Source organism: Pseudomonas sp. P179 (assembly GCF_000478485.2).
GTDB classification, from domain to species: Bacteria; Pseudomonadota; Gammaproteobacteria; order Pseudomonadales; family Pseudomonadaceae; genus Pseudomonas; species Pseudomonas aeruginosa.
Window position 1 is genome coordinate 5,922,760 of record NZ_KI517354.1, and the last position, 18,872, is coordinate 5,941,631.

15 protein-coding genes and 4 tRNA genes are annotated in these 18,872 nt (G+C 64.9%); 9 read left to right on the plus strand and 10 right to left on the minus strand.

Annotated elements, in window-relative coordinates; genetic code table 11:
• Positions 1-9: 9 nt before the first annotated feature.
• Both HMPREF1224_RS39650 and acnB read right to left on the minus strand, forming a co-directional pair.
• Positions 10-1,218 carry a CmpA/NrtA family ABC transporter substrate-binding protein gene (locus HMPREF1224_RS39650; RefSeq protein ID WP_010794041.1) on the minus strand — a complete coding sequence of 403 codons (1,209 nt, stop codon included), beginning with the start codon at positions 1,216-1,218 and terminating at the stop codon, positions 10-12.
• Between the two features lie 177 nt (positions 1,219-1,395).
• The gene (gene acnB, locus HMPREF1224_RS39655) at positions 1,396-4,005 is read right to left on the minus strand and encodes a bifunctional aconitate hydratase 2/2-methylisocitrate dehydratase (RefSeq protein WP_010794042.1); all 2,610 of its coding nucleotides are present in this window, start codon (positions 4,003-4,005) and stop codon (positions 1,396-1,398) included.
• Positions 4,006-4,386: 381 nt separating this feature from the next.
• Here acnB and HMPREF1224_RS39660 point away from each other — a divergent pair, with 381 nt between their 5' ends.
• The gene (locus tag HMPREF1224_RS39660; protein WP_003098041.1) at positions 4,387-4,854 is read left to right on the plus strand and encodes a DUF1289 domain-containing protein; all 468 of its coding nucleotides are present in this window, start codon (positions 4,387-4,389) and stop codon (positions 4,852-4,854) included.
• A gap of 55 nt (positions 4,855-4,909) precedes the next feature.
• On the opposite strand, the gene HMPREF1224_RS39665 is transcribed toward HMPREF1224_RS39660, so the two are convergent.
• Positions 4,910-5,773, minus strand: a complete 864-nt coding sequence (locus HMPREF1224_RS39665; RefSeq protein ID WP_003087881.1) for a universal stress protein — start codon at positions 5,771-5,773, stop codon at positions 4,910-4,912.
• Between the two features lie 170 nt (positions 5,774-5,943).
• On the opposite strand from HMPREF1224_RS39665, the gene HMPREF1224_RS39670 reads away from it, so the two are divergent.
• Positions 5,944-6,567 (plus strand): tRNA isopentenyl-2-thiomethyl-A-37 hydroxylase MiaE, encoded by a 624-nt coding sequence (locus tag HMPREF1224_RS39670; RefSeq protein ID WP_019396286.1) that lies wholly within the window; start codon positions 5,944-5,946, stop codon positions 6,565-6,567.
• A 48-nt stretch (positions 6,568-6,615) separates the two neighbouring features.
• On the opposite strand, the gene HMPREF1224_RS39675 is transcribed toward HMPREF1224_RS39670, so the two are convergent.
• From HMPREF1224_RS39675 to HMPREF1224_RS39685, 3 genes are all read right to left on the minus strand, one after another.
• Positions 6,616-7,947, minus strand: coding sequence for an SPFH domain-containing protein (locus tag HMPREF1224_RS39675; protein WP_003120298.1), 1,332 nt, complete (start codon positions 7,945-7,947; stop codon positions 6,616-6,618).
• Between the two features lie 133 nt (positions 7,948-8,080).
• A complete protein-coding gene (gene lpxH / locus HMPREF1224_RS39680; RefSeq protein WP_003113585.1) occupies positions 8,081-8,803 on the minus strand; it encodes a UDP-2,3-diacylglucosamine diphosphatase in 723 nt (240 codons plus the stop codon).
• Between the two features lie 4 nt (positions 8,804-8,807).
• Entirely contained in the window at positions 8,808-9,305 is a 498-nt protein-coding gene (locus HMPREF1224_RS39685; RefSeq protein WP_003087890.1) for a peptidylprolyl isomerase, read from the minus strand.
• A 122-nt stretch (positions 9,306-9,427) separates the two neighbouring features.
• Here HMPREF1224_RS39685 and HMPREF1224_RS39690 point away from each other — a divergent pair, with 122 nt between their 5' ends.
• The gene (locus tag HMPREF1224_RS39690; protein ID WP_010794044.1) at positions 9,428-11,098 is read left to right on the plus strand and encodes a glutamine--tRNA ligase/YqeY domain fusion protein; all 1,671 of its coding nucleotides are present in this window, start codon (positions 9,428-9,430) and stop codon (positions 11,096-11,098) included.
• Positions 11,099-11,107: 9 nt separating this feature from the next.
• Entirely contained in the window at positions 11,108-12,490 is a 1,383-nt protein-coding gene (cysS, locus tag HMPREF1224_RS39695; protein ID WP_003120296.1) for a cysteine--tRNA ligase, read from the plus strand.
• 57 nt (positions 12,491-12,547) lie between these two features.
• On the opposite strand, the gene folD is transcribed toward cysS, so the two are convergent.
• Entirely contained in the window at positions 12,548-13,402 is an 855-nt protein-coding gene (gene folD / locus HMPREF1224_RS39700; RefSeq protein ID WP_003450083.1) for a bifunctional methylenetetrahydrofolate dehydrogenase/methenyltetrahydrofolate cyclohydrolase FolD, read from the minus strand.
• A gap of 278 nt (positions 13,403-13,680) precedes the next feature.
• Here folD and HMPREF1224_RS39705 point away from each other — a divergent pair.
• The 5 genes from HMPREF1224_RS39705 to HMPREF1224_RS39725 all read left to right on the plus strand — a co-directional run bounded on the left by HMPREF1224_RS39705 (position 13,681) and on the right by HMPREF1224_RS39725 (position 14,576).
• Positions 13,681-13,757: transfer RNA gene (locus HMPREF1224_RS39705), tRNA-Arg, on the plus strand.
• A gap of 51 nt (positions 13,758-13,808) precedes the next feature.
• Positions 13,809-13,884 (plus strand) — tRNA-His (locus HMPREF1224_RS39710).
• A 54-nt stretch (positions 13,885-13,938) separates the two neighbouring features.
• A tRNA-Leu gene (locus HMPREF1224_RS39715) sits at positions 13,939-14,023 on the plus strand.
• 66 nt (positions 14,024-14,089) lie between these two features.
• Positions 14,090-14,165: transfer RNA gene (locus HMPREF1224_RS39720), tRNA-His, on the plus strand.
• Between the two features lie 189 nt (positions 14,166-14,354).
• Complete coding sequence (locus HMPREF1224_RS39725; RefSeq protein ID WP_003087901.1) at positions 14,355-14,576, plus strand: hypothetical protein; 222 nt, start codon at positions 14,355-14,357, stop codon at positions 14,574-14,576.
• 286 nt (positions 14,577-14,862) lie between these two features.
• Here HMPREF1224_RS39725 and HMPREF1224_RS39735 read toward each other — a convergent pair whose 3' ends face one another.
• The 3 genes from HMPREF1224_RS39735 to parR form a co-directional block, all read right to left on the minus strand.
• Positions 14,863-16,707 carry a serine hydrolase domain-containing protein gene (locus HMPREF1224_RS39735; RefSeq protein WP_010794046.1) on the minus strand — a complete coding sequence of 615 codons (1,845 nt, stop codon included), beginning with the start codon at positions 16,705-16,707 and terminating at the stop codon, positions 14,863-14,865.
• A gap of 104 nt (positions 16,708-16,811) precedes the next feature.
• Complete coding sequence (parS, locus tag HMPREF1224_RS39740) at positions 16,812-18,098, minus strand: sensor histidine kinase ParS (protein WP_003087912.1); 1,287 nt, start codon at positions 18,096-18,098, stop codon at positions 16,812-16,814.
• Positions 18,099-18,806 carry a response regulator transcription factor ParR gene (gene parR, locus HMPREF1224_RS39745; RefSeq protein ID WP_003098126.1) on the minus strand — a complete coding sequence of 236 codons (708 nt, stop codon included), beginning with the start codon at positions 18,804-18,806 and terminating at the stop codon, positions 18,099-18,101.
• Positions 18,807-18,872 lie beyond the last annotated feature (66 nt).

Genomic DNA, 18,872 nt, shown 5'->3' on the forward strand with positions numbered 1-18,872 from the left:
GCACCAGGGTCAGAGGTCGATGCCCTGGCCGGTTTCGGCCAGGGCGTGGATCGGGAAGCTGCGGGCGTAGCCGGCGGGGTCGCTGCCGTCCCAGGTGCGCCCGTCGATCAGTGTCGAGCGGCGCATGTCGGCGCCGTCCAGGCACAGGCCAAGGGCCGTCGCGGCATCGCGGTACAGCGCGGTCTGCTGGACCCTGCGGGCGATGCCCAGGTAGTCCGGGTCTTCGCGCAGCAGGCCCCAGCGGCGGAATTGAGTCATGAACCACATGCCATCCGAGAGCCAGGGCCGGTTGACTTCGCCGTCGGCGTAGAAACGCAGCGGATGCGGGTCCTGCCAGGCGTTGCCGAGGCCGTCCTGGTAGCGGCCGAAGAAGCGCGGCTGGATCGCGCCGAGCGGAGCGTCGACATAGTCGCGGCCGCTGATCAGTTGCGCGGTGCCCAGGCGGTTCTCGGCGTTCTGTTCGATGAAGCGGCTGGCGTCGAGGACCGCCATGACCAGCGCGCGGGCGGTGTTCGGGTAGGCGTCGACGAAGGCGCGGGTAGTGCCGAGGACCTTTTCCGGGTGGTCCGGCCAGATCGCCTGGCTGGTGGCGATGGTGAAGCCCTGGCCCTGGTCCACGGCCAGGGCGCCCCAGGGACCGCCGGCGCAGAACCCGTCGATGCGCCCGGCCTGGAGATGGCCGACCATCTGCGCCGGTGGAACCACCACGCTGTGCACGTCGTGCAGCGGATGCAGACCGATGCTCGCCAGCCAGTAGTTCAGCCAGAGCGCGTGGGTACCGGTGGGAAAGGTCTGCGCCAGGGTCAGGCGTGCACCATTCTGGCGCCGCTGCCGGAGCAGTGCCTCCGCACTGGTCACGCCAGCCTGCTTCAGCGGTTCGGAAAGATTGATCGCCTGGCCGTTCTGGCACAGTCCCATGAGCACCGCCATCTCGCTTGCCGCGCTGCCGCCGAGGCCGAGCTGGACGCCGTAGACCAGCCCGTACAGGCACTGCGCGGCATCCAGCTCGCCGCTGAGCAGCTTGTCGCGCAAGGCGGCCCAGGACGGTTGGCGCCTGAGATTGAGCGTGAGGCCGTAGGGCTGGGCGAAGCCCTGGGTGGCGGCCACGATCAGCGAGGCCGAATCGGTCAGCGCCATGAAACCGATGTCCAGGGCGCTCTTTTCCGGTGCGTCGGAACCGCCGGCCCAGGCCTGGCTGCGTATCGCTCTGTCTGTCATCACCACCTCGAGTGCGGGAGGGCGGCGCGGGCCGTCCCGTTTTCCAGTGCGCCGGCGCCGTCGTCGGCGCGCTTTTCCATAGCTGCCACAGCAAGCGCTATGCCAGGCGGCGCGGGGGTTTTCGCCGGGCAAGAAAAAGCCCCGCACGGGGCGGGGCTTGTTCGACGCGTCGCTGGATCAGGCCTGGACGACCGGGATCTTGGCGTTCGCAGCCGCTTCGCGGAACTCGGCGATCTGGTCGAAGCTGAGGTAGCGGTAGACGTCGGCAGCCATGCTGTCGATGTCCTTCGCGTAGGCCATGTACTCCTCCACGGTCGGCAGTTTGCCGAGGATCGAGGAGACCGCCGCCAGCTCGGCCGATGCCAGGAACACATCGGTGGCATCGCCCAGACGGTTCGGGAAGTTACGGGTCGAAGTGGAGACCACGGTGGAACCGGTCTGGACGCGAGCCTGGTTGCCCATGCACAGCGAGCAGCCCGGCATTTCCATGCGCGCGCCAGCCTTGCCGTAGATGCCGTAGTAGCCTTCCTCGGTCAGCTGGTGGGCGTCCATCTTGGTCGGCGGAGCTAGCCACAGACGGGTCGGGATACCGCCCTTGACCTTGTCCAGCAGCTTGCCGGCGGCGCGGAAGTGACCGATGTTGGTCATGCAGGAGCCGATGAACACTTCATCGATCTTGCGGCCCTGTACGCTCGACAGCAGACGCGCGTCGTCCGGATCGTTCGGCGCGCAGAGCACCGGCTCCTTGACGTCGGCCAGGTCGATCTCGATCACCGCGGCGTACTCGGCGTCCTTGTCGGCTTCCAGCAGCTCCGGCTTGGCCAGCCAGGTTTCCATCGCCTGGGCGCGACGCTCCAGGGTGCGCGGGTCGCCGTAGCCTTCGCCGATCATCCAGCGCAGCAGGGTGATGTTGGACTTCAGGTACTCGGCGATCGCCTGTTCCGGCAGCTTGATGGTGCAGCCGGCGGCGGAACGCTCGGCCGAGGCGTCGGACAGCTCGAAGGCCTGCTCCACGGTCAGGTCGTTGAGGCCTTCGATCTCGAGGATGCGGCCGGAGAAGATGTTCTTCTTGCCTTTCTTCTCGACGGTCAGCAGGCCCTGCTGGATCGCGTAGTAAGGGATCGCATGGACCAGGTCACGCAGGGTGATGCCCGGTTGCAGCTTGCCCTTGAAGCGCACCAGCACCGACTCCGGCATGTCCAGCGGCATCACGCCGGTGGCGGCGGCGAAGGCCACCAGGCCGGAGCCGGCCGGGAACGAGATGCCGATCGGGAAGCGGGTGTGCGAGTCGCCGCCGGTACCAACGGTATCGGGCAGCAGCATGCGGTTCAGCCAGCTGTGGATGATGCCGTCGCCCGGGCGCAGCGACACGCCGCCACGGGTCATGATGAAGTCGGGCAGGGTGTGGTGGGTCTTGACGTCGATCGGCTTCGGATAGGCCGCGGTGTGGCAGAAGGACTGCATCACCAGGTCGGCGGAGAAGCCGAGGCAGGCGAGGTCCTTCAGTTCGTCGCGGGTCATCGGGCCGGTGGTGTCCTGGGAACCGACGGTGGTCATCTTCGGTTCGCAGTAGGTGCCCGGGCGCACGCCCTGGCCTTCCGGCAGACCGCAGGCGCGGCCGACCATTTTCTGCGCCAGGGTGAAGCCCTTGCCGCTATCGGCCGGTGCTTCCGGCTTGCGGAACAGGTCGGAGGCGCCCAGGCCCAGCTCGGCGCGGGCCTTCTCGGTCAGGCCACGGCCGACGATCAGCGGGATACGGCCGCCGGCGCGGACTTCGTCGAGCAGGACCGGGGTCTTCAGCTCGAAGGTGGTGACCACTTCGCCGCTGTCGTGGCGAACGACCTTGCCTTCATAGGGGTATACGTCGATGACGTCGCCCATGGCCAGGTTGGTGCAGTCGAACTCGATCGGCAGGGCGCCGGCATCTTCCATGGTGTTGTAGAAGATCGGTGCGATCTTGGTGCCGAAGCAGAAGCCGCCGGCACGCTTGTTCGGCACGAACGGAATGTCGTCGCCGAAGAACCACAGCACCGAGTTGGTGGCGGATTTGCGCGAGGAACCGGTGCCGACCACGTCGCCGACGTAGGCGACCGGGAAGCCCTTGGCCTTGACCACTTCGATCTGCTTCAGCGGACCGACCGAACCCGGCTGGACCGGCTCGATGCCGTCGCGGGCCATCTTCAGCATGGCCAGGGCGTGCAGCGGGATGTCCGGGCGCGACCAGGCGTCGGGGGCCGGGGAGAGGTCGTCGGTGTTGGTTTCGCCGGGGACCTTGAATACGGTGAGAGTCAGCTTTTCCGGGACTTCCGGCTTGGCCTTGAACCACTCGCCATCGGCCCAGGATTGCAGCACGGACTTGGCCGCGGCATTGCCCTTCTTGGCGCGCTCGGCGACGTCGTGGAAGGCGTCGAACATCAGCAGGGTGTGCTTCAGCTGTTCGGCGGCGGTGTTGGCCAGTTCGGCGTCGTCCAGCAGCTCGACCAGGGTGGCGATGTTGTAGCCGCCCTGCATGGTGCCCAGCAGCTCGGCGGCACGTTGCTTGTCGATAAGGGGGGAGGTGGCTTCGCCCTTGACGATGGCGGAAAGGAAACCGGCCTTGACGTAGGCGGCTTCGTCGACGCCCGGCGGTACGCGGTTGGTGATCAGGTCAAGGAGGAATTCTTCTTCGCCGGCCGGCGGGTTCTTCAGCAGCTCGACCAGGCCTGCGGTCTGTTCGGCGTTCAGCGGTTGGGGCACGACACCCTGGGCGGCACGCTCTTCTACGTGTTTGCGGTAGGCTTCAAGCACAGTATTTCCCTCATCAGTGGTCCCGGGGGACACGTATCCAGGAACCGACGCAGATCCGCTCGTCAGGCCCAGGTGGACGGTAATCCACCAACCTACGAGGGCATCGGCAGGTTCCAGACAGAAGCTGTTTTCAAAGTTTTACGCCGGCGGGCTGGGGTGGGGCTGGCGAGACGCTTGAGGGAGGCGCCGTCGCCAGCGTACCTGCCGGAAACTGTGCTCGTGACGCTTTGAAAACAGCTTCTAACGGACATTGGCGCCTAAAAAGGCGGGCCAATGTTACTGGAAACTCGACGCAAAGTTAAGTCGGAAACCCTAGGAACCACGGGGTGAACTTGATTAGACAAAGGGCTAAGATGCCGCTTTGTTTTCGTTGTCCCGGCCATGTCTTCGCAAAGAATCAAAACCCCCTGCGTAGGGCTTTGCTCCACGGTATACGGCGACCTGGTATGCCGTGGCTGCAAGCGTTTCCACCATGAGGTGGTCAACTGGAACCTCTACGACGCCGAGGAAAAGCGGGCTGTCTGGAGTCGCCTTGAGCAGTTGCTGGCCCAGGTGATGGCCGCCAAGCTGGAAGTCTTCGACGCCGCGCGCCTGCGCCTGCAACTGGAGCAGCGGCAGATCCGTTTCGTCCCCGAGCAGTCCCCCTATTGCTGGGCCTACCAGTTGATCGCCCGCGGTTCCCGGCTGATCAACCAGATCGAAGCCTACGGCGTGGCACTGCTGCCGGAATTCCGCGACTGGAGCCTGCCGGACCTGCGCGATGCCATCGACCGGGAATTCTTCCTGCTGTCGGAAGCGCATTACCAGCGCTACATCGCGCCCTCGTTCCTGCAGGCGATCGACAGATAGGCGGTGTCTCCAGCGGAAAAGCCGCCCTTGGGCGGCTTTTTCGTCCGACCAGCGGTCACTCCTTGCTGGCCAGCTCCTCCAGGTGGGCGATGATGTCGTCCGGCTTCAACACCAGCACGTCGCTTTCCAGGGTATCCAGCACCACTTCCGCGGTATTGCCGATCAGCGCGCCGGACAACCCTGTGCGCGCCACGGTGCCGATCACGGTGACCACCGCGTCGAGCTTCTGCGCGGTGCGCGGGATCAGCACGTCGGCCGGACCTTCCTCGATGTGCAATTGTTCGTCGCTGAAACCGTACTCGGCCTGGAAGGTGCGGCAGGCCTCGCGATAGCGGGCCTCGATGGTTTCGCTGAGCTGGAAGGTCGGGTCGGCAGAGGAGAGCATCGGCGAGGGGTGGGCGCTGATCACGTGCAGCGTGGCCTTGGCCAGGCCGGCGATGTCGTAGGCATGGCTGATGATCCCGGCGTGCAGGGAGCGGTGCTCGCCGTCGTTGTTGCCGACGTCGACCGCGGCGAGGATCTTTCCGCCCGTCCAGGGCCGGGCGGTCTTGGTCATCAGTACCGGACAGGGCGCGAAGCGCAGCAGCTTCCAGTCGTCCGGGGTGAGGATGGCCTTTTTCAGCGGGTTGTCGGGAAAGTGCTGCTTGATGATCAGCCCGCAGCCTTCGGCCTGTTGCTCGGCGATGATGGTCTGGTGCAGGGAGTCCTTCCAAGCCTGGTTGGTCGAGACGCTGTAGCCTTCCTCGCGCAGCTCCTGGGCCAGGTCGTTGAGAGCGGCGCTGTGGTCGCGGCGCTTCTCGCAGACCAGCAGGTGCAGGTGCGACTGGGTCACGCCGGCGATCAGTTGTGCCCGTTTCAGGGCGAGACCTTCCAGCTGGTCCGGTTCAATCACCACGAGGATGCTGCGAATGGCTTGCATGATCGTCTCCCTGAGTGCTTGTGGTTATCGCTGAAACAACTCTAGACGCAATCCAGCCGCTGCTCTTGATGCATATCAAACGGGTCGGCCTGCCCGACCGCCGCAGCTTCCGTATAATGCTCCGCCTTTCCTGCCCCGACCAGCGTCATGGCAGGCCCTTTCCAGAATGAGTGACCTGCACCATGTTGCCCGAGATCGACCAATTCCTTGCCTGTTCCACTCCCGCCGCCTGGGTCGAGGCGGCCCTGGAGCGCCAGGACGTCATGCTGCTGGACCACAAGGCCTGCGAGATGAAGGCCGCGGCGACGGCGATGCAACTGATCGGCAAGTACTCCGGCCGCCTGGACCTGGTGAACAAGATGAGCCGCCTGGCGCGCGAGGAGCTGCGCCACTTCGAGCAGGTGCTGGCGATCCTGAAGAAACGCGGTATCCCGGTGGTCAATGTCAGCGCCTCCCGCTACGCCTCGGCGCTGCGCGACCTGGTGCGCAAGCAGGAGCCGCAGCGGCTGACCGATACGCTGGTGGTCGGCGCCTTCATCGAGGCGCGTTCCTGCGAGCGCTTCGCCGCCCTGGTGCCGCACCTGGACGCGGAGCTGGCGAAATTCTACGGCGGTTTGCTGAAGTCCGAGTCGCGGCATTTCCAGGACTACCTGAAGCTGGCCTACCAGTACGGCGACGAGGCCGACGTGGAGCGCACGATCGAGGTGGTGCGGGCCAAGGAGGCCGAGCTGATCAGCAGTCCGGACAACGAATTCCGCTTCCACAGCGGCGACCCGGTGGACCTGGTGGCCTGAGCCGGAAACAAGAAAGCGCCCCGCGGGGCGCTTTTTTTGCTGCCTGGATCAGTCCTTGACCTTGAGGTCGAGGGCCAGGTCGCGGGCGGCCTTGGTCGCCAGAACGCCCATCAGCTGGCCGATCTCGTCCTGGCGGCTCGCCGCGCCGTTGGCGCCGGCACCCATCATTACGCTGGGGACGGGGGCCTGGGCGGCGGCTTCGGCCCAGACCTTGTTGATCGCGATCAGCGCGTCGAGCTTCGGCTGCAACGCGCCGTCCGCCTTGATCACCGCTTCGCGGGCGTAAGCCTCGGCGTCGGCGGTGATCTTGGTGGCCTGGGCGGTCACCGTGGCCTTGTCGCGCAGCAGTTCGGCGGTCTGCTTCTCGATCTCGGCGCGCTGCTTCTCGCGCTCGGCGTTGATCACCGCCAATTGCTTGTCGGTTTCCGCCTGGGTGGTGCGTTCGATCTGGTCGCGCAGGGTTTCCTGGCGCTTGGCCTCGACTTCCTTCTCGCCGCGGGCGGTGACCAGCAGCTTTTCCTCTTCTTCCTTCAGGCGGTTCTGCCGCGCCACCGCCAGCTCGGCGAGCGCCTGCTGGACCTTGACCATGCGCTGCTTGTACTGCGGGTTGGGATCGACGTTGGTGATCCGCGCTTCCACCACCTCGACGCCGAACTTGCGGAACTGCTGTTGCTTGCGTACCGGGATGCCCTTGGCATCGGTGACCTTCTCGGTGACGAACTGGCTGGCGTTGTTGTCGCCGAACGCTCCCTGCTCGGTGCCGGCCTGGAGGATCGCGGTCTGGTGCGGAATGGCGCCGCGCGGCCCACGGACTTCCTTGCGCTTGATCAGGTACAGGCCGTCGTTGAGCTGGTTCTCGAACTCGGCGGCGAATTCGCTGCGGGCTCCGGCGTAGTAGTCGTCGGCGCTCATCAGCGAAGCGGTGGCCTGGAGGGTTTCCTTGATCGCCGGCACCAGTGCGGTGCGGATGAAATTGTCCGGGTTGCGGTATTCCTGGGCCATCTTCAGGAACGGCTCGCCGCCGGGCAGGCGAAAGCGCGCGGAAGATTCGACCTTGGCGTCGACGTTGCCGAGGAACACGATCGGGAAAGCCTCGATGGTGGCGCCGAGGCCGTCGTTGTCCGGATTGGTGTCGTTATCGTCCATGACCAGTACGGACTGCACGCTGATGGCCTTCTTCCAGGTGGTGGCGCGACCGAACCACTTGGTCGCGTAGCCGACGTCATCGACGATCTTCTCGTCGCCGAAGATGGTCCTTACGTGGGTCATGAAGCCGGCTTCGTTATAGAAGAACACGCCGTTGAACAGGCCGAAGCCGAGGGCGAGCATGCCGAGGGGGGCGGCGACGAACTTGATCAGGTTTCCCTTCGAGATGATCACGATCATTCCTTGATGCGGGGTGGGGGAGCGCGATCCTGCTGAAAGGTGGCCCGCGACGTCAAGATGGACGGCGGAAAAAATGCGAATCGCATAATGCTTCGCTGAAAGGCCCGCATGGCGGGCCTGGGGTGGGTCAGAGCGGGAAGGGCGCCTGGCGATGGCCGTTGGCGTCGATCTCCAGGGCCCAGCCCTGGCGGTCCCAGTCGCCGAGCACGATGCGCCGGGCGGGCTGGCCGTCGATGTCCAGCGGGTGTTCGGCCGGCCGATGAGTGTGGCCGTGGATCAGGGTACGCACGCCATGCCCGCGCATGACCCGGGGCACTTCTTCGGGCGTGACATCGATGATGTCGACGGCTTTCATGCGGGTCTGCGCGCGGCTTTCCTTGCGCAGCTTGCGTGCCAGCTTGTGCCGGGTGGCCAGCGGCAGGTGGCGCAGTACCCAGAGCGTGAGCGGGTTGCGCAGCCAGCGGCGCAGGCGCATGTAGGCCTCGTCTCGGGTGCACAGGCTGTCCCCGTGCATCAGCAATACCGGCTCGCCGTACAGGTCGATAACGCTCGGGTCGGGCAGCAGCGTGCATCCGGCCTCGCGGCAGAACGCCTTGCCAATGAGGAAGTCGCGATTGCCGTGCATCAGGTAGATGCGCGTACCGCCGTCGGCCACCTGGCGCAGGGACTGGGCGATGGAGCGCTGGAAGGCGTCCATGCCGTCGTCGCCGATCCAGGCTTCGAAGAAGTCGCCGAGGATGTACAGGGCCTCGGCCCGGCGGGCGCGCTCATCGAGGAAAGACAGAAACGCCCGGGTGATGTCCGGGCGTTCCGCTTCGAGATGCAGGTCCGAGATGAACAGGACGCTCATCGCTTCATTCTTCGACGATTTCGGCCTTCTCGATGATCACGTCCTCGGCCGGCACGTCCTGGTGGCCGCTGCGCATGGTGGTGGCCACGCCCTTGATCTTGTTGACCACGTCCATGCCCTCGACCACTTCGCCGAAGACGGCATAGCCCCAGCCCTGGGTGGTGGGGGCGGTATGGTTGAGGAAATCGTTGTCGGCGACGTTGATGAAGAACTGCGCGCTGGCCGAATGCGGGTCCATGGTACGAGCCATGGCGATGCTGCCGACCTTGTTGGTCAGGCCGTTGTTGGCTTCGTTCTTGATCGGTGCGCGAGTGGGCTTCTGCTTCATGCCCGGCTCGAAACCGCCGCCCTGGATCATGAAGTTGTTGATCACGCGGTGGAAGACGGTGTTGTCGTAGTGGCCGCTTTTCACGTACTCCTTGAAGTTCGCCGCGGTTTCCGGGGCTTTCTCTTCATCGAGCTTCAGGGTGATGACGCCATGGTTGGTATGCAGCTTGATCATGTGGGTAATCCGCTTTGTCGTGAAAATCGAAGGCCTGTCAGGGGGTTGACAGCTTCGGCTATGATAAGCGCTTTGATTTGCCCGGCCTACCCTGGTCGGGCGAGAGCATGACCAAGGATCCCATGAGCAAGCCAGAGACCACCGCCGCCCCGAACTTCCTGCGCCAGATCGTTCAAGCCGACCTGGATGCCGGCAAGCACGCGAAGATCGTCACCCGTTTCCCCCCGGAGCCCAACGGTTACCTGCACATCGGCCACGCCAAGTCGATCTGCCTGAACTTCGGCCTGGCCCAGGAATTCGCTGGCGATTGCCATCTGCGCTTCGATGACACCAACCCGGCCAAGGAAGACCAGGAGTACATCGATGCCATCGAGGCCGACATCAAGTGGCTGGGCTTCCAGTGGTCCGGCGAGGTCTGCTATGCCTCCAACTATTTCGACCAGTTGCATGCCTGGGCCATCGAGCTGATCAAGGCCGGCAAGGCGTTCGTCTGCGACCTCGGTCCCGAGGAAATGCGCGAATACCGCGGCACCCTCACCGAGCCGGGCCGCAACAGCCCTTACCGTGACCGTTCGGTGGAGGAGAACCTCGACCTGTTCGCCCGCATGAAGGCCGGTGAGTTCCCCGACGGCGCCCGTTCGCTGCGGGCGAAGATCGACATGGGTTCGCCGAACATGAACCTGCGCGACCCGATCCTGTACCGCATCCGCCATGCGCATCACCACCAGACCGGCGACAAGTGGTGCATCTACCCGAGCTACGACTTCACCCACGGTCAGTCGGACGCCATCGAGGGCATCACCCATTCGATCTGCACCCTGGAATTCGAAGACCATCGTCCGCTCTACGAGTGGTTCCTGGCCAACCTGCCGGTACCTGCGCAACCGCGCCAGTACGAATTCTCCCGGCTCAACCTGAACTACACCGTGACCAGCAAGCGCAAGCTCAAGCAATTGGTCGACGAAGGCCATGTCAGCGGCTGGGACGATCCGCGCATGTCGACCCTGTCCGGCTATCGCCGCCGCGGCTACACCCCGGAGTCGATCCGCAACTTCTGCGAGATGATAGGGGTGAACCGTGCCAGCGGCGTGGTCGACATCGGCATGCTCGAGTTCAGCATCCGCGACCACCTGGACGCCACCGCGCCGCGTGCCATGTGCGTGCTGAAACCGCTCAAGGTGGTGATCACCAACTACCCCGAAGGGCAGGTGGAGAACCTCGAGTTGCCGCGTCATCCGAAGGAAGACATGGGAGTGCGCGTACTGCCGTTCGGTCGCGAGCTGTTCATCGATGCCGGTGACTTCGAGGAAGTCCCGCCGGCCGGCTACAAGCGCCTGATCCCCGGTGGCGAGGTGCGTCTGCGCGGCAGCTACGTGATCCGTGCCGACGAAGCGATCAAGGATGCCGACGGCAATATCGTCGAACTGCGCTGCAGCTACGATCCGGACACCCTGGGCAAGAACCCGGAAGGCCGCAAGGTCAAGGGCGTGATCCACTGGGTGCCGGCCGAGGGCAGCGTCGAGTGCGAAGTGCGCCTGTACGATCGGCTGTTCCGCTCGGCCAATCCGGAGAAGGCGGAAGAGGGCGGCAGCTTCCTCGACAACATCAACGCCGACTCCCTGCAGGTACTGGCCGGCTGTCGCGCCGAGCCGTCGCTGGGCCAGGCGAACCCGGAGGATCGCTTCCAGTTCGAGCGCGAAGGCTATTTCGTCGCCGACCTGAAGGACTCCAGGCCGAGCAAGCCGGTGTTCAACCGTACCGTCACCCTGCGTGACTCCTGGGGACAGGGCTGAGGAAAGACCGTGCTGCAGATCTACAACACGCTGAGCAAGACCAAAGAAGTCTTCACGCCGCTGGTCGGCAACCAGGTACGCATGTACGTGTGCGGCATGACCGTGTACGACTACTGCCATCTGGGCCACGGCCGCAGCATGGTGGCGTTCGACGTGATCACCCGCTGGTTGCGCCACCGTGGCTACGACCTGACGTACGTGCGCAACATCACCGATATCGATGACAAGATCATCAATCGCGCCAACGAGAACGGCGAACCGTTCGATGTGCTGACCGAGCGCATGATCGCGGCGATGCACGAGGACGAGGCCCGGCTGAACATCCTCAAGCCGGACCAGGAGCCGCGCGCCACCGATCACATCGCCGGCATGCACGCGATGATCCAGACCCTGATCGACAAGGGCTATGCCTACGCGCCGGGCAACGGTGACGTGTACTACCGGGTCGGCAAGTTCGCTGGCTACGGCAAGTTGTCGCGGCGGCGGGTCGAGGACCTGCGCATCGGTGCGCGGATCGAACCGGGCGAAGCGAAGGAGGATCCGCTCGATTTCGTGCTCTGGAAGGGCGCCAAGCCGGGCGAGCCGAGCTGGTCGTCGCCCTGGGGCGAGGGGCGCCCGGGCTGGCACATCGAATGCTCGGTGATGTCCACCTGCTGCCTGGGCGATTCCTTCGACATCCATGGCGGTGGCAACGACCTGGAGTTCCCTCACCACGAGAACGAGATCGCCCAGAGCGAGGCCGCGACCGGCAAGCCCTACGCCAAGTCCTGGCTGCACTGCGGGATGATTACCATCAACGGCGAGAAGATGTCCAAGTCGCTGGGCAATTTCTTCACCATCCGCGAAGTGCTGGAGAAATATCACCCCGAAGTGGTGCGTTACCTGCTGATCGCCAGCCATTACCGCAGTCCGATCAACTACTCGGAGGAGAACCTGCGCGAGGCCAAGGCGGCCCTGGACCGTTTCTACAACGCGCTCAAGGGGCTGCCCGAGGCGGCGCCGGCGGAAGCGGCGGAGTATGTCGAGCGCTTCGCCGCGGCGATGGACGACGACTTCAATACCGCGGGTGCCTGCTCGGTGCTGTTCGAGCTGGCGCGGGAGGTCAATCGTCTGCGCGAAAGCGACCTGTCGGCGGCGGCCGCGCTGGCCGCGCGCCTGAAGCAGTTGGCTGGCCTGCTGGGGGTGCTGCAACTGGAGCCGGAAGCCTTCCTGCAGGCGGGCGCCGAGGGCAAGGTCGATGCGGCCGAGGTCGAGGCGCTGATCCAGGCGCGCCTGGAGGCGCGGGCGGCGAAGAACTGGGCGGAGTCCGACCGGATTCGCGATCGGCTCACCGCCATGGGCGTCGTGCTGGAGGATGGCAAGGGCGGCACTACCTGGCGCCTGGCCGACTGAACCCGCAGCGATAAATGAAAAGCCCCGCGAACGCGGGGCTTTTCATTACCGGCGACCTCAGTCGTGCAGGTGTTCGGCGGCGTGCAGGGTATTTTCCAGCAGGCAGGCGCGGGTCATCGGCCCGACGCCGCCCGGCACCGGGGTGATCCAGCTGGCGCGTTGCGCTGCCACTTCGTATTCCACGTCGCCGACCAGTCGGCCGTCGGCCTGGCGGTTGATGCCGACGTCGATGACGATGGCGCCTTCCTTGATCCACTCGCCCTTGACCAGTCCCGGCTTGCCGGCAGCGACCACCACCAGGTCGGCGCGCGACACATGGTCGGCCAGGTCGCGGGTGAAGCGGTGGGTCACTGTGACGGTGCAGCCACCCAGCAGCAACTCCAGAGCCATGGGTCGGCCGACGATGTTCGAGGCGCCGACCACGACCGCATCCATGCCGTACAGGTCGGCGCCGGTGCTGGCGAGCAGGGTCATGATGCCTTTCGGGGTGCAGGGGCGCAGGAGGGGCATGCGCTGGGCCAGGCGGCCGATGTTGTAGGGATGGAAACCGTCCACGTCCTTGTCCGGGTGGATACGCTCCAGCAGCAGGGAGGCGTCCAGGTGGGCGGGCAGGGGTAGCTGGACCAGGATGCCGTCGATGGCGGTGTCGTCGTTCAGGCGGTCGATCAGGGCCAGCAGGTCGTCCTGGCTGGTTTCGGCGGGAAGATCGTAGGCCTGGGAGAGAAAGCCGACTTCCTCGCAGTCCTTGCGCTTGTGCGCCACATAGACCTGAGAGGCCGGATCGGTGCCGACCAGGATCACCGCCAGGCCGGGAACGCGCAGGCCTTGCTGGCGGCGCTCGGTCACGCGTTGGGCTATCTGCTGGCGAAGGTTGGCGGCGATCGCTTTGCCGTCGATCAGTTGTGCGGTCATGTCGGAAGGGTAACCATCGAATCGGGTGGAAAAAGGACGCGCATTTTCGCATGGACGCCGCCCGGGGCAAAGGAGGCGACCCGTGGATTTGCCGTAACTCCTTTATATAGCTGAATTTTTTTAAAAAACCCGTTGACGGCCTTTCGCCCCCTGTATAACATGCGCCCCGCTTGCCGAGCACAGCCGGACGCAGGGTAAGAGGTAAAGCAAGTCGGTTGCTGACTTTGTGATTGCCAGAGCTTAAAGTTTGCGCTCAGCATTGAATGCAGATGAATAAAGCGCCCGTAGCTCAGCTGGATAGAGCATCCGCCTTCTAAGCGGATGGTCGCAGGTTCGAGTCCTGCCGGGTGCGCCATTCGGCGAATCGGCAAGAAGCAGGCGATGTTTTACCGCAAGTCGTAATATGGTGGGCGTAGCTCAGTTGGTAGAGCACAGGATTGTGGCTCCTGGTGTCGTGGGTTCGATTCCCATCGTCCACCCCATATTCCGAAGCGCCAGGCCCGGGGCCTGGCGTTTTCATTTCCAAGCAGTGTCCCGCGGACGTGGTGGAATTGGTAGACACACTGGATTTAGGTTCCAGCGCCGCAAGGCGTGAGAGTTCGAGTCTCTCCGTCCGCACCACCTTCAGGCTCGGCTTGTCCGGCCGCTGCGGTTGAAGCCGGAACGTCCGGCACGATTCACGATATGGTGGGCGTAGCTCAGTTGGTAGAGCACAGGATTGTGGCTCCTGGTGTCGTGGGTTCGATTCCCATCGTCCACCCCATATTTCGAAGCGCCAGGCCTTGTGCCTGGCGTTTTCGTTTGCGCTTCACGATCTCTTCTCCGTTTGCCTTTCCGGTACCCAATCCGCCCTCATGGGCGCGACGGCAGGTTGAACTTGTTCCGGGTCCGGCGCTCTTAAGCGAGCCTGTCGTTCCTGGCGGGTCCGTATATGCAGTCTGGGTGAAGCGACATGTCGATGAAATGGACCGAGCAGCGCTTGCGCAAGGCTCTCAAGCAGATGGCGAACAATCATGAATCGGCTGCGGTCGAGGTCATGCGCGCCGTCGAGCGGGCGAACGATCCGAAGCTGGCGCAGCGCCTGCTCGAGGTGATCGAGCAGATGCACCAGGATGCCGATGCGCTGCGCTCCATCGACGACGAAATCGCCAGCGGCGTGATCCGTTGCCAATGAGGCCGTAGACGCTCCGCAGTTCAGGACTTCCCGGCTGAAACCGGCGCATCCGGCCGGTTCGCCAGTTTCGGGCGCAAGGTCGCGCCCTGGGCTGTGTTCCGGCGAACGGTATAAGGTTGGCGGCCGCGGAAGGCGAAGGCGGTGAACATGTTCGTATTCTCTCTCGGTGTGTTTCAGAAACGGTATTCCACCAGGGCGCTCGGGCCGATGCTGTCATGCCACTCTTCGGCGACAGCGGCGGAGCAGAGGCTGGCGAGCGTGCCGGCGAGGCGCAGGGAGGGGCTTCTCATGGGGACTCCTTCCGTTGCAGCCAGGGACGTGCCTTGGTGTCTTGCTGGGCGAAGCGGTAGCCGAGCGCGTTCAGACCGTCGAAGTCGCGACTGAAGGTGTCTCCCAGGCCCTGGCCGCTGCCGGCCAGGACGGCGTGTGCGCTGTCGATGGGTTGCAGGATGAACTCGCCGGAGCGAGTTCCTCCGGCTTGCCCGCGCACCAGCAGGAAGCCGTCTTCGATCCTGATGCTCAGGCCGTTCAGGTAGCTGTGCCGGCCCGTGCTGGCGACGCGGTAGGTGCCGACGGCTTCGTTCCAGGCCTGGGGCAGGGATGTCGGCTCGATGCGCTCGCCGAGGTAGGCGGTCTGGTCGTGGCGGCGGGACACCAGGATTCGGCGTTGGCCGTAGCTGACCACGTCCAGTTGCAACTGTCCGGCGCTGTCCACGCCGACAGGCCAGAACCCCAGCAGTCTTTTTCTCATCTGCAGCCAGCCCGAGGTGTCGCGCAACAGTTCCACGCGTTGTTCGCCGAAATCCGCGTACAGGCGACCCCTGCGCTCGTACAGGCGAATCTGGCCTTGGCGGGTTGCGTAGCGACCGTATAGCTGTCGCCGGTCCTCCGGGCTCGGCACCTTCAGTGCGGGGGCGCGCGCGGGGGTGGGCTGTACGGCGGGGCGACGAGCGCCCTGTTTGACCTGCAGCATGAGCGACGCCGCTTGCCGGGCCAGGGAGGCAGTAAGCGACCCGCTGTCATCGGCGTTGCTCATGACAATGGCGGCGAGGCGCTGTTCCGGCAGCAGAATCAGATGGGCGCTGAATCCTCGGGTGGCGCTGGCGTACTCATAGTGACGGATGCCTCCTTCCAGCGGCGCGGAGCCGCACGGGCTGAGGAACCAGGCCAGGCCCACCTGGCAGTCGAAGTCCAGGGCATTGCCGGCGTTCTGCTGGCGGAACATCTCCTCGACGGAGTGTTTCCGGAGAAGCTGGCGCTCCTTGTGGCGCCCGTTGGCGAACAGCATGCGGACGAAGCGGCTGAGGTCGACCGGGCTGCTCCACAGGTCGTTGACCGGGAGGTCGCTGGCGGCGGCGGAGCCGGGGCGACCGCCGCCGCCGCCGCTGTAGCCGTGGGCGCGTTGCGTCTGGGGCAGGGCGTTCCTGGCGAAGCTGGAGCGAGTCATCTGCAAAGGGTCCAGCAGGTGCTCCCGCATGTGCTGCTCGAAGTGCTTTCCGGTGTTGCGCTCGATAGCCGCGCCGACCAGCTCGTAGCCAAGGTTGGAATAGGCGACCTGGGTTCCCGGCGGATTGCTCAGCCAGACGCCGGATACTTTCGCCGGCAGTTGGCCGAGTGAGCTCGGGCGTTCGCCGAACAGGGGCGGCAGGTGTTCGCCAGGAAGGCCGGACTGGTGGCTGAGCAGCCGGCGGAAAGTGATCGCGCGATCCGCCTCGCTCTGGTCGGCATGGAAGCGTGAGCGTACGTAGAACTCGCGCAAGGTGTCCTGGAGCGGGGCGTCGAGAGAGAGTTGGCCGCGTTCGGCCAGTTGCAGGGTCGCGCTGGCGATCAGTAGCTTGGACAGGTCGCCGGCGTGGAATGCGGTGTGCTCGCTGGCGTTGATCCTGTGCTGTCGGTCGGCATAGCCGAAACCGCGGGCCCAGACCAGTTGCTGGTCGTCGACCAATGCCAGGGCCAGGCCGGGCACGTCCTGCCTTTCCATTTCCCGGCGGATGTGGCGTTGCAGATAGTCGATGACCTCGCCGTAGTTGCCCACGGCGGCGCTCGGCGCTGGCGGGGCGGGCGGCAGTCCGTGGCAGCCGCTGGTGCCGAGCAGGCAGCCGAGAAGGGAAAGATGCATTGCACGAAACATGGAACACCTGGCGGAAAGGCGAGGTGTCCCATGCTAGGGCGGGCCTGGCTGGCAGTCCTTACGGCTTTGTCAGCAATCTGTGAAAGATTGTTAAGCCTCCGCTGTCAACGGGGTCGCTCCCAGGTCAGGCGGAAGGAGGCGCCTCCTTGCGGCGTTTCCAGCGCTTCCGCATAGCCGCCGTGCCATTGCGCGACCCGGCGGACGATCGCCAGGCCCAGGCCGAAGCCGCCGGTGCTGCGATCGCGGCTGTCGTCCAGGCGCGAAAAGGGTTCGAAGATCTTCTGCCGGGCGTCCGCCGGTATCCCGGGGCCGTCGTCGTTGACCCGTATCTGACAGCTGTCGCCTTGATCGAGGAGGGCGATTTCGACGCGCGAGTGTGCGTGGCGAATGGCGTTGCGCAGCAGGTTGATCACTGCGCGCGCCATGAAGCGAGGCTCTATGCGGATCTGTTCGACCTGGCAGGCGCTGATCTCGCAGGTGACTCCGGCGGCTTCGGCTTCCAGGGCGACGTCGGCGACGACGCTATCCAGCCAGCTCGCGGCGTCGACGATTTCCCGGTGGCTCCCGACGTTGCCGTGCTCCAGGCGGGCGTAGGTCAGCAGTTCGGAGACCATTTCCTCCAGTTCGCCGAGATCGGCGCGCATGTCCTCTATCAGGTCGTGGCGTACTTCGGCGTCGACCTGCTTGTTCAATTGCTCGAGTTCGAAGGACAGGCGGGAGATCGGCGTGCGCAATTCGTGGGATACCGCGTTGGTCAGTTCACGCTGGTTGCTGATCAGGCTTTCGATGCGGTCGGCCATCTGGTTGAAGTGCTGGGCCAGGGTGCGGATGTCGGAGCGTCGGAAAATGCGCGTGCGCGATGACAGGTCGCCGTCGCCGAAGCGTTGCGCGGCCAGGCGCAGGGTCTCGAGGTCGCGCCAGTGCGGGCGGACCCATACCAGCAGGGCGATGCCGACCAGCACGCCGAGCAGGATGTAGGCCAGCACGGTGAATAGTGGGGTCAGCGAGGGTTCCGGCGGCAGCTTGATGTCGAGCAGTTGCGGGCCCGCGTCGATGCGGCTGATGAATTCCGTGAAGTCCTCGCGTACCACCAGCAGGTTCTTGTCGAGGAGGGCCTGCTCTTCCTGCGTCAGCTTCGCCTGCCTGGCATCCGTCAGGCTCAGCTCGAGCCCGTAGTGGGGACGCCAGTCTTCGAGCTGTCGCTGGCGTCCGGCCTGGTCCAGCGGGGCCAGCTTTTCCACCAGCGAATAGGCCTGGCCGCGAACGGCGTCGCGGTGATAGTTCTCGACGATGCTGTCGTAGAACGCGTCGATGACATGGTCGACCACGAAGATCGCGGCGGCGAACCCCAGGGCCAGCAGCAGGTAGAGGCGCAGGAACAGGCGCAGCATTCAGAGCTCCCAGCCCAGCGGGTTGAACAGGTAGCCCTTGCCCCAGACGGTCTTGATCCGGACCGGTTCGCGCGGATTGTCCTTCAGTTTATTGCGCAGCTTGCTGATGCAGACGTCGACGCTGCGGTTCAGGCCGTCGAAACCGATGCCGCGGATCTGGTTGAGGATCTCGTCGCGGGAAAGTATTTCCCCTGCCTGGCTGGCCAGCAGCCAGAGCAGCTCGAACTCCATCGTGGTCAGTTCGATGCCGAGGCCTTCGAGTTCCGCTTCGCGCCGCCGTCGGTCGATGTTCAGCTTGCCGAATGTCAGGCTTTCCGGGGAGGCGGGAAGGGGCGCGTGCCGGCGCATCAGGGCGCGCAGGCGGGCGAGCAGCACCGGTGGCTCGATCGGCTTGATCACGTAGTCGTCGGCGCCGGACTCCAGGCCGAGGATGTGATCGAGATCGTCCTCCTGGGCGGTGAGTATGAGGATCGGCAGGTTCGCGACCCGGCGGATCTCCCGGCACACCTGCAGACCATTCTGTCCGGGGAGCATGAGGTCGAGAACCACCACTTGCGGCTTGAAGTCGAGGAAGGCGGCGAACGCGGCATCACCGCGATGCACCTGGCGCACTTCGAAACCATGCTGGGAAAGGAAACTGGCGATCAGGCGGGCGAGCTTCTGGTCGTCTTCGACGAGCAATACCTTGCTGAGGGTAGGGCAGTCCATAGGGTTTCATCGGTCGGAGCGGAATCGGCTGGCATTATATGCGCCCGCTTCCGGCGAAGCTCCAGC

What these genes read in the sequence shown, in the direction of transcription:
- HMPREF1224_RS39690 (WP_010794044.1), top strand. Translation starts at nt 9,428, where the DNA reads ATGAGCAAGCCAGAGACCACCGCCGCCCCGAACTTCCTGCGCCAGATC.
- HMPREF1224_RS39685 (WP_003087890.1), bottom strand. Translation starts at nt 9,305, where the DNA reads ATGATCAAGCTGCATACCAACCATGGCGTCATCACCCTGAAGCTCGAT.
- HMPREF1224_RS39650 (WP_010794041.1), bottom strand. Translation starts at nt 1,218, where the DNA reads ATGACAGACAGAGCGATACGCAGCCAGGCCTGGGCCGGCGGTTCCGAC.
- HMPREF1224_RS39660 (WP_003098041.1), top strand. Translation starts at nt 4,387, where the DNA reads ATGTCTTCGCAAAGAATCAAAACCCCCTGCGTAGGGCTTTGCTCCACG.
- lpxH (WP_003113585.1), bottom strand. Translation starts at nt 8,803, where the DNA reads ATGAGCGTCCTGTTCATCTCGGACCTGCATCTCGAAGCGGAACGCCCG.
- parS (WP_003087912.1), bottom strand. Translation starts at nt 18,098, where the DNA reads ATGCTGCGCCTGTTCCTGCGCCTCTACCTGCTGCTGGCCCTGGGGTTC.
- HMPREF1224_RS39665 (WP_003087881.1), bottom strand. Translation starts at nt 5,773, where the DNA reads ATGCAAGCCATTCGCAGCATCCTCGTGGTGATTGAACCGGACCAGCTG.
- parR (WP_003098126.1), bottom strand. Translation starts at nt 18,806, where the DNA reads ATGGACTGCCCTACCCTCAGCAAGGTATTGCTCGTCGAAGACGACCAG.
- HMPREF1224_RS39735 (WP_010794046.1), bottom strand. Translation starts at nt 16,707, where the DNA reads ATGTTTCGTGCAATGCATCTTTCCCTTCTCGGCTGCCTGCTCGGCACC.
- HMPREF1224_RS39725 (WP_003087901.1), top strand. Translation starts at nt 14,355, where the DNA reads ATGTCGATGAAATGGACCGAGCAGCGCTTGCGCAAGGCTCTCAAGCAG.
- folD (WP_003450083.1), bottom strand. Translation starts at nt 13,402, where the DNA reads ATGACCGCACAACTGATCGACGGCAAAGCGATCGCCGCCAACCTTCGC.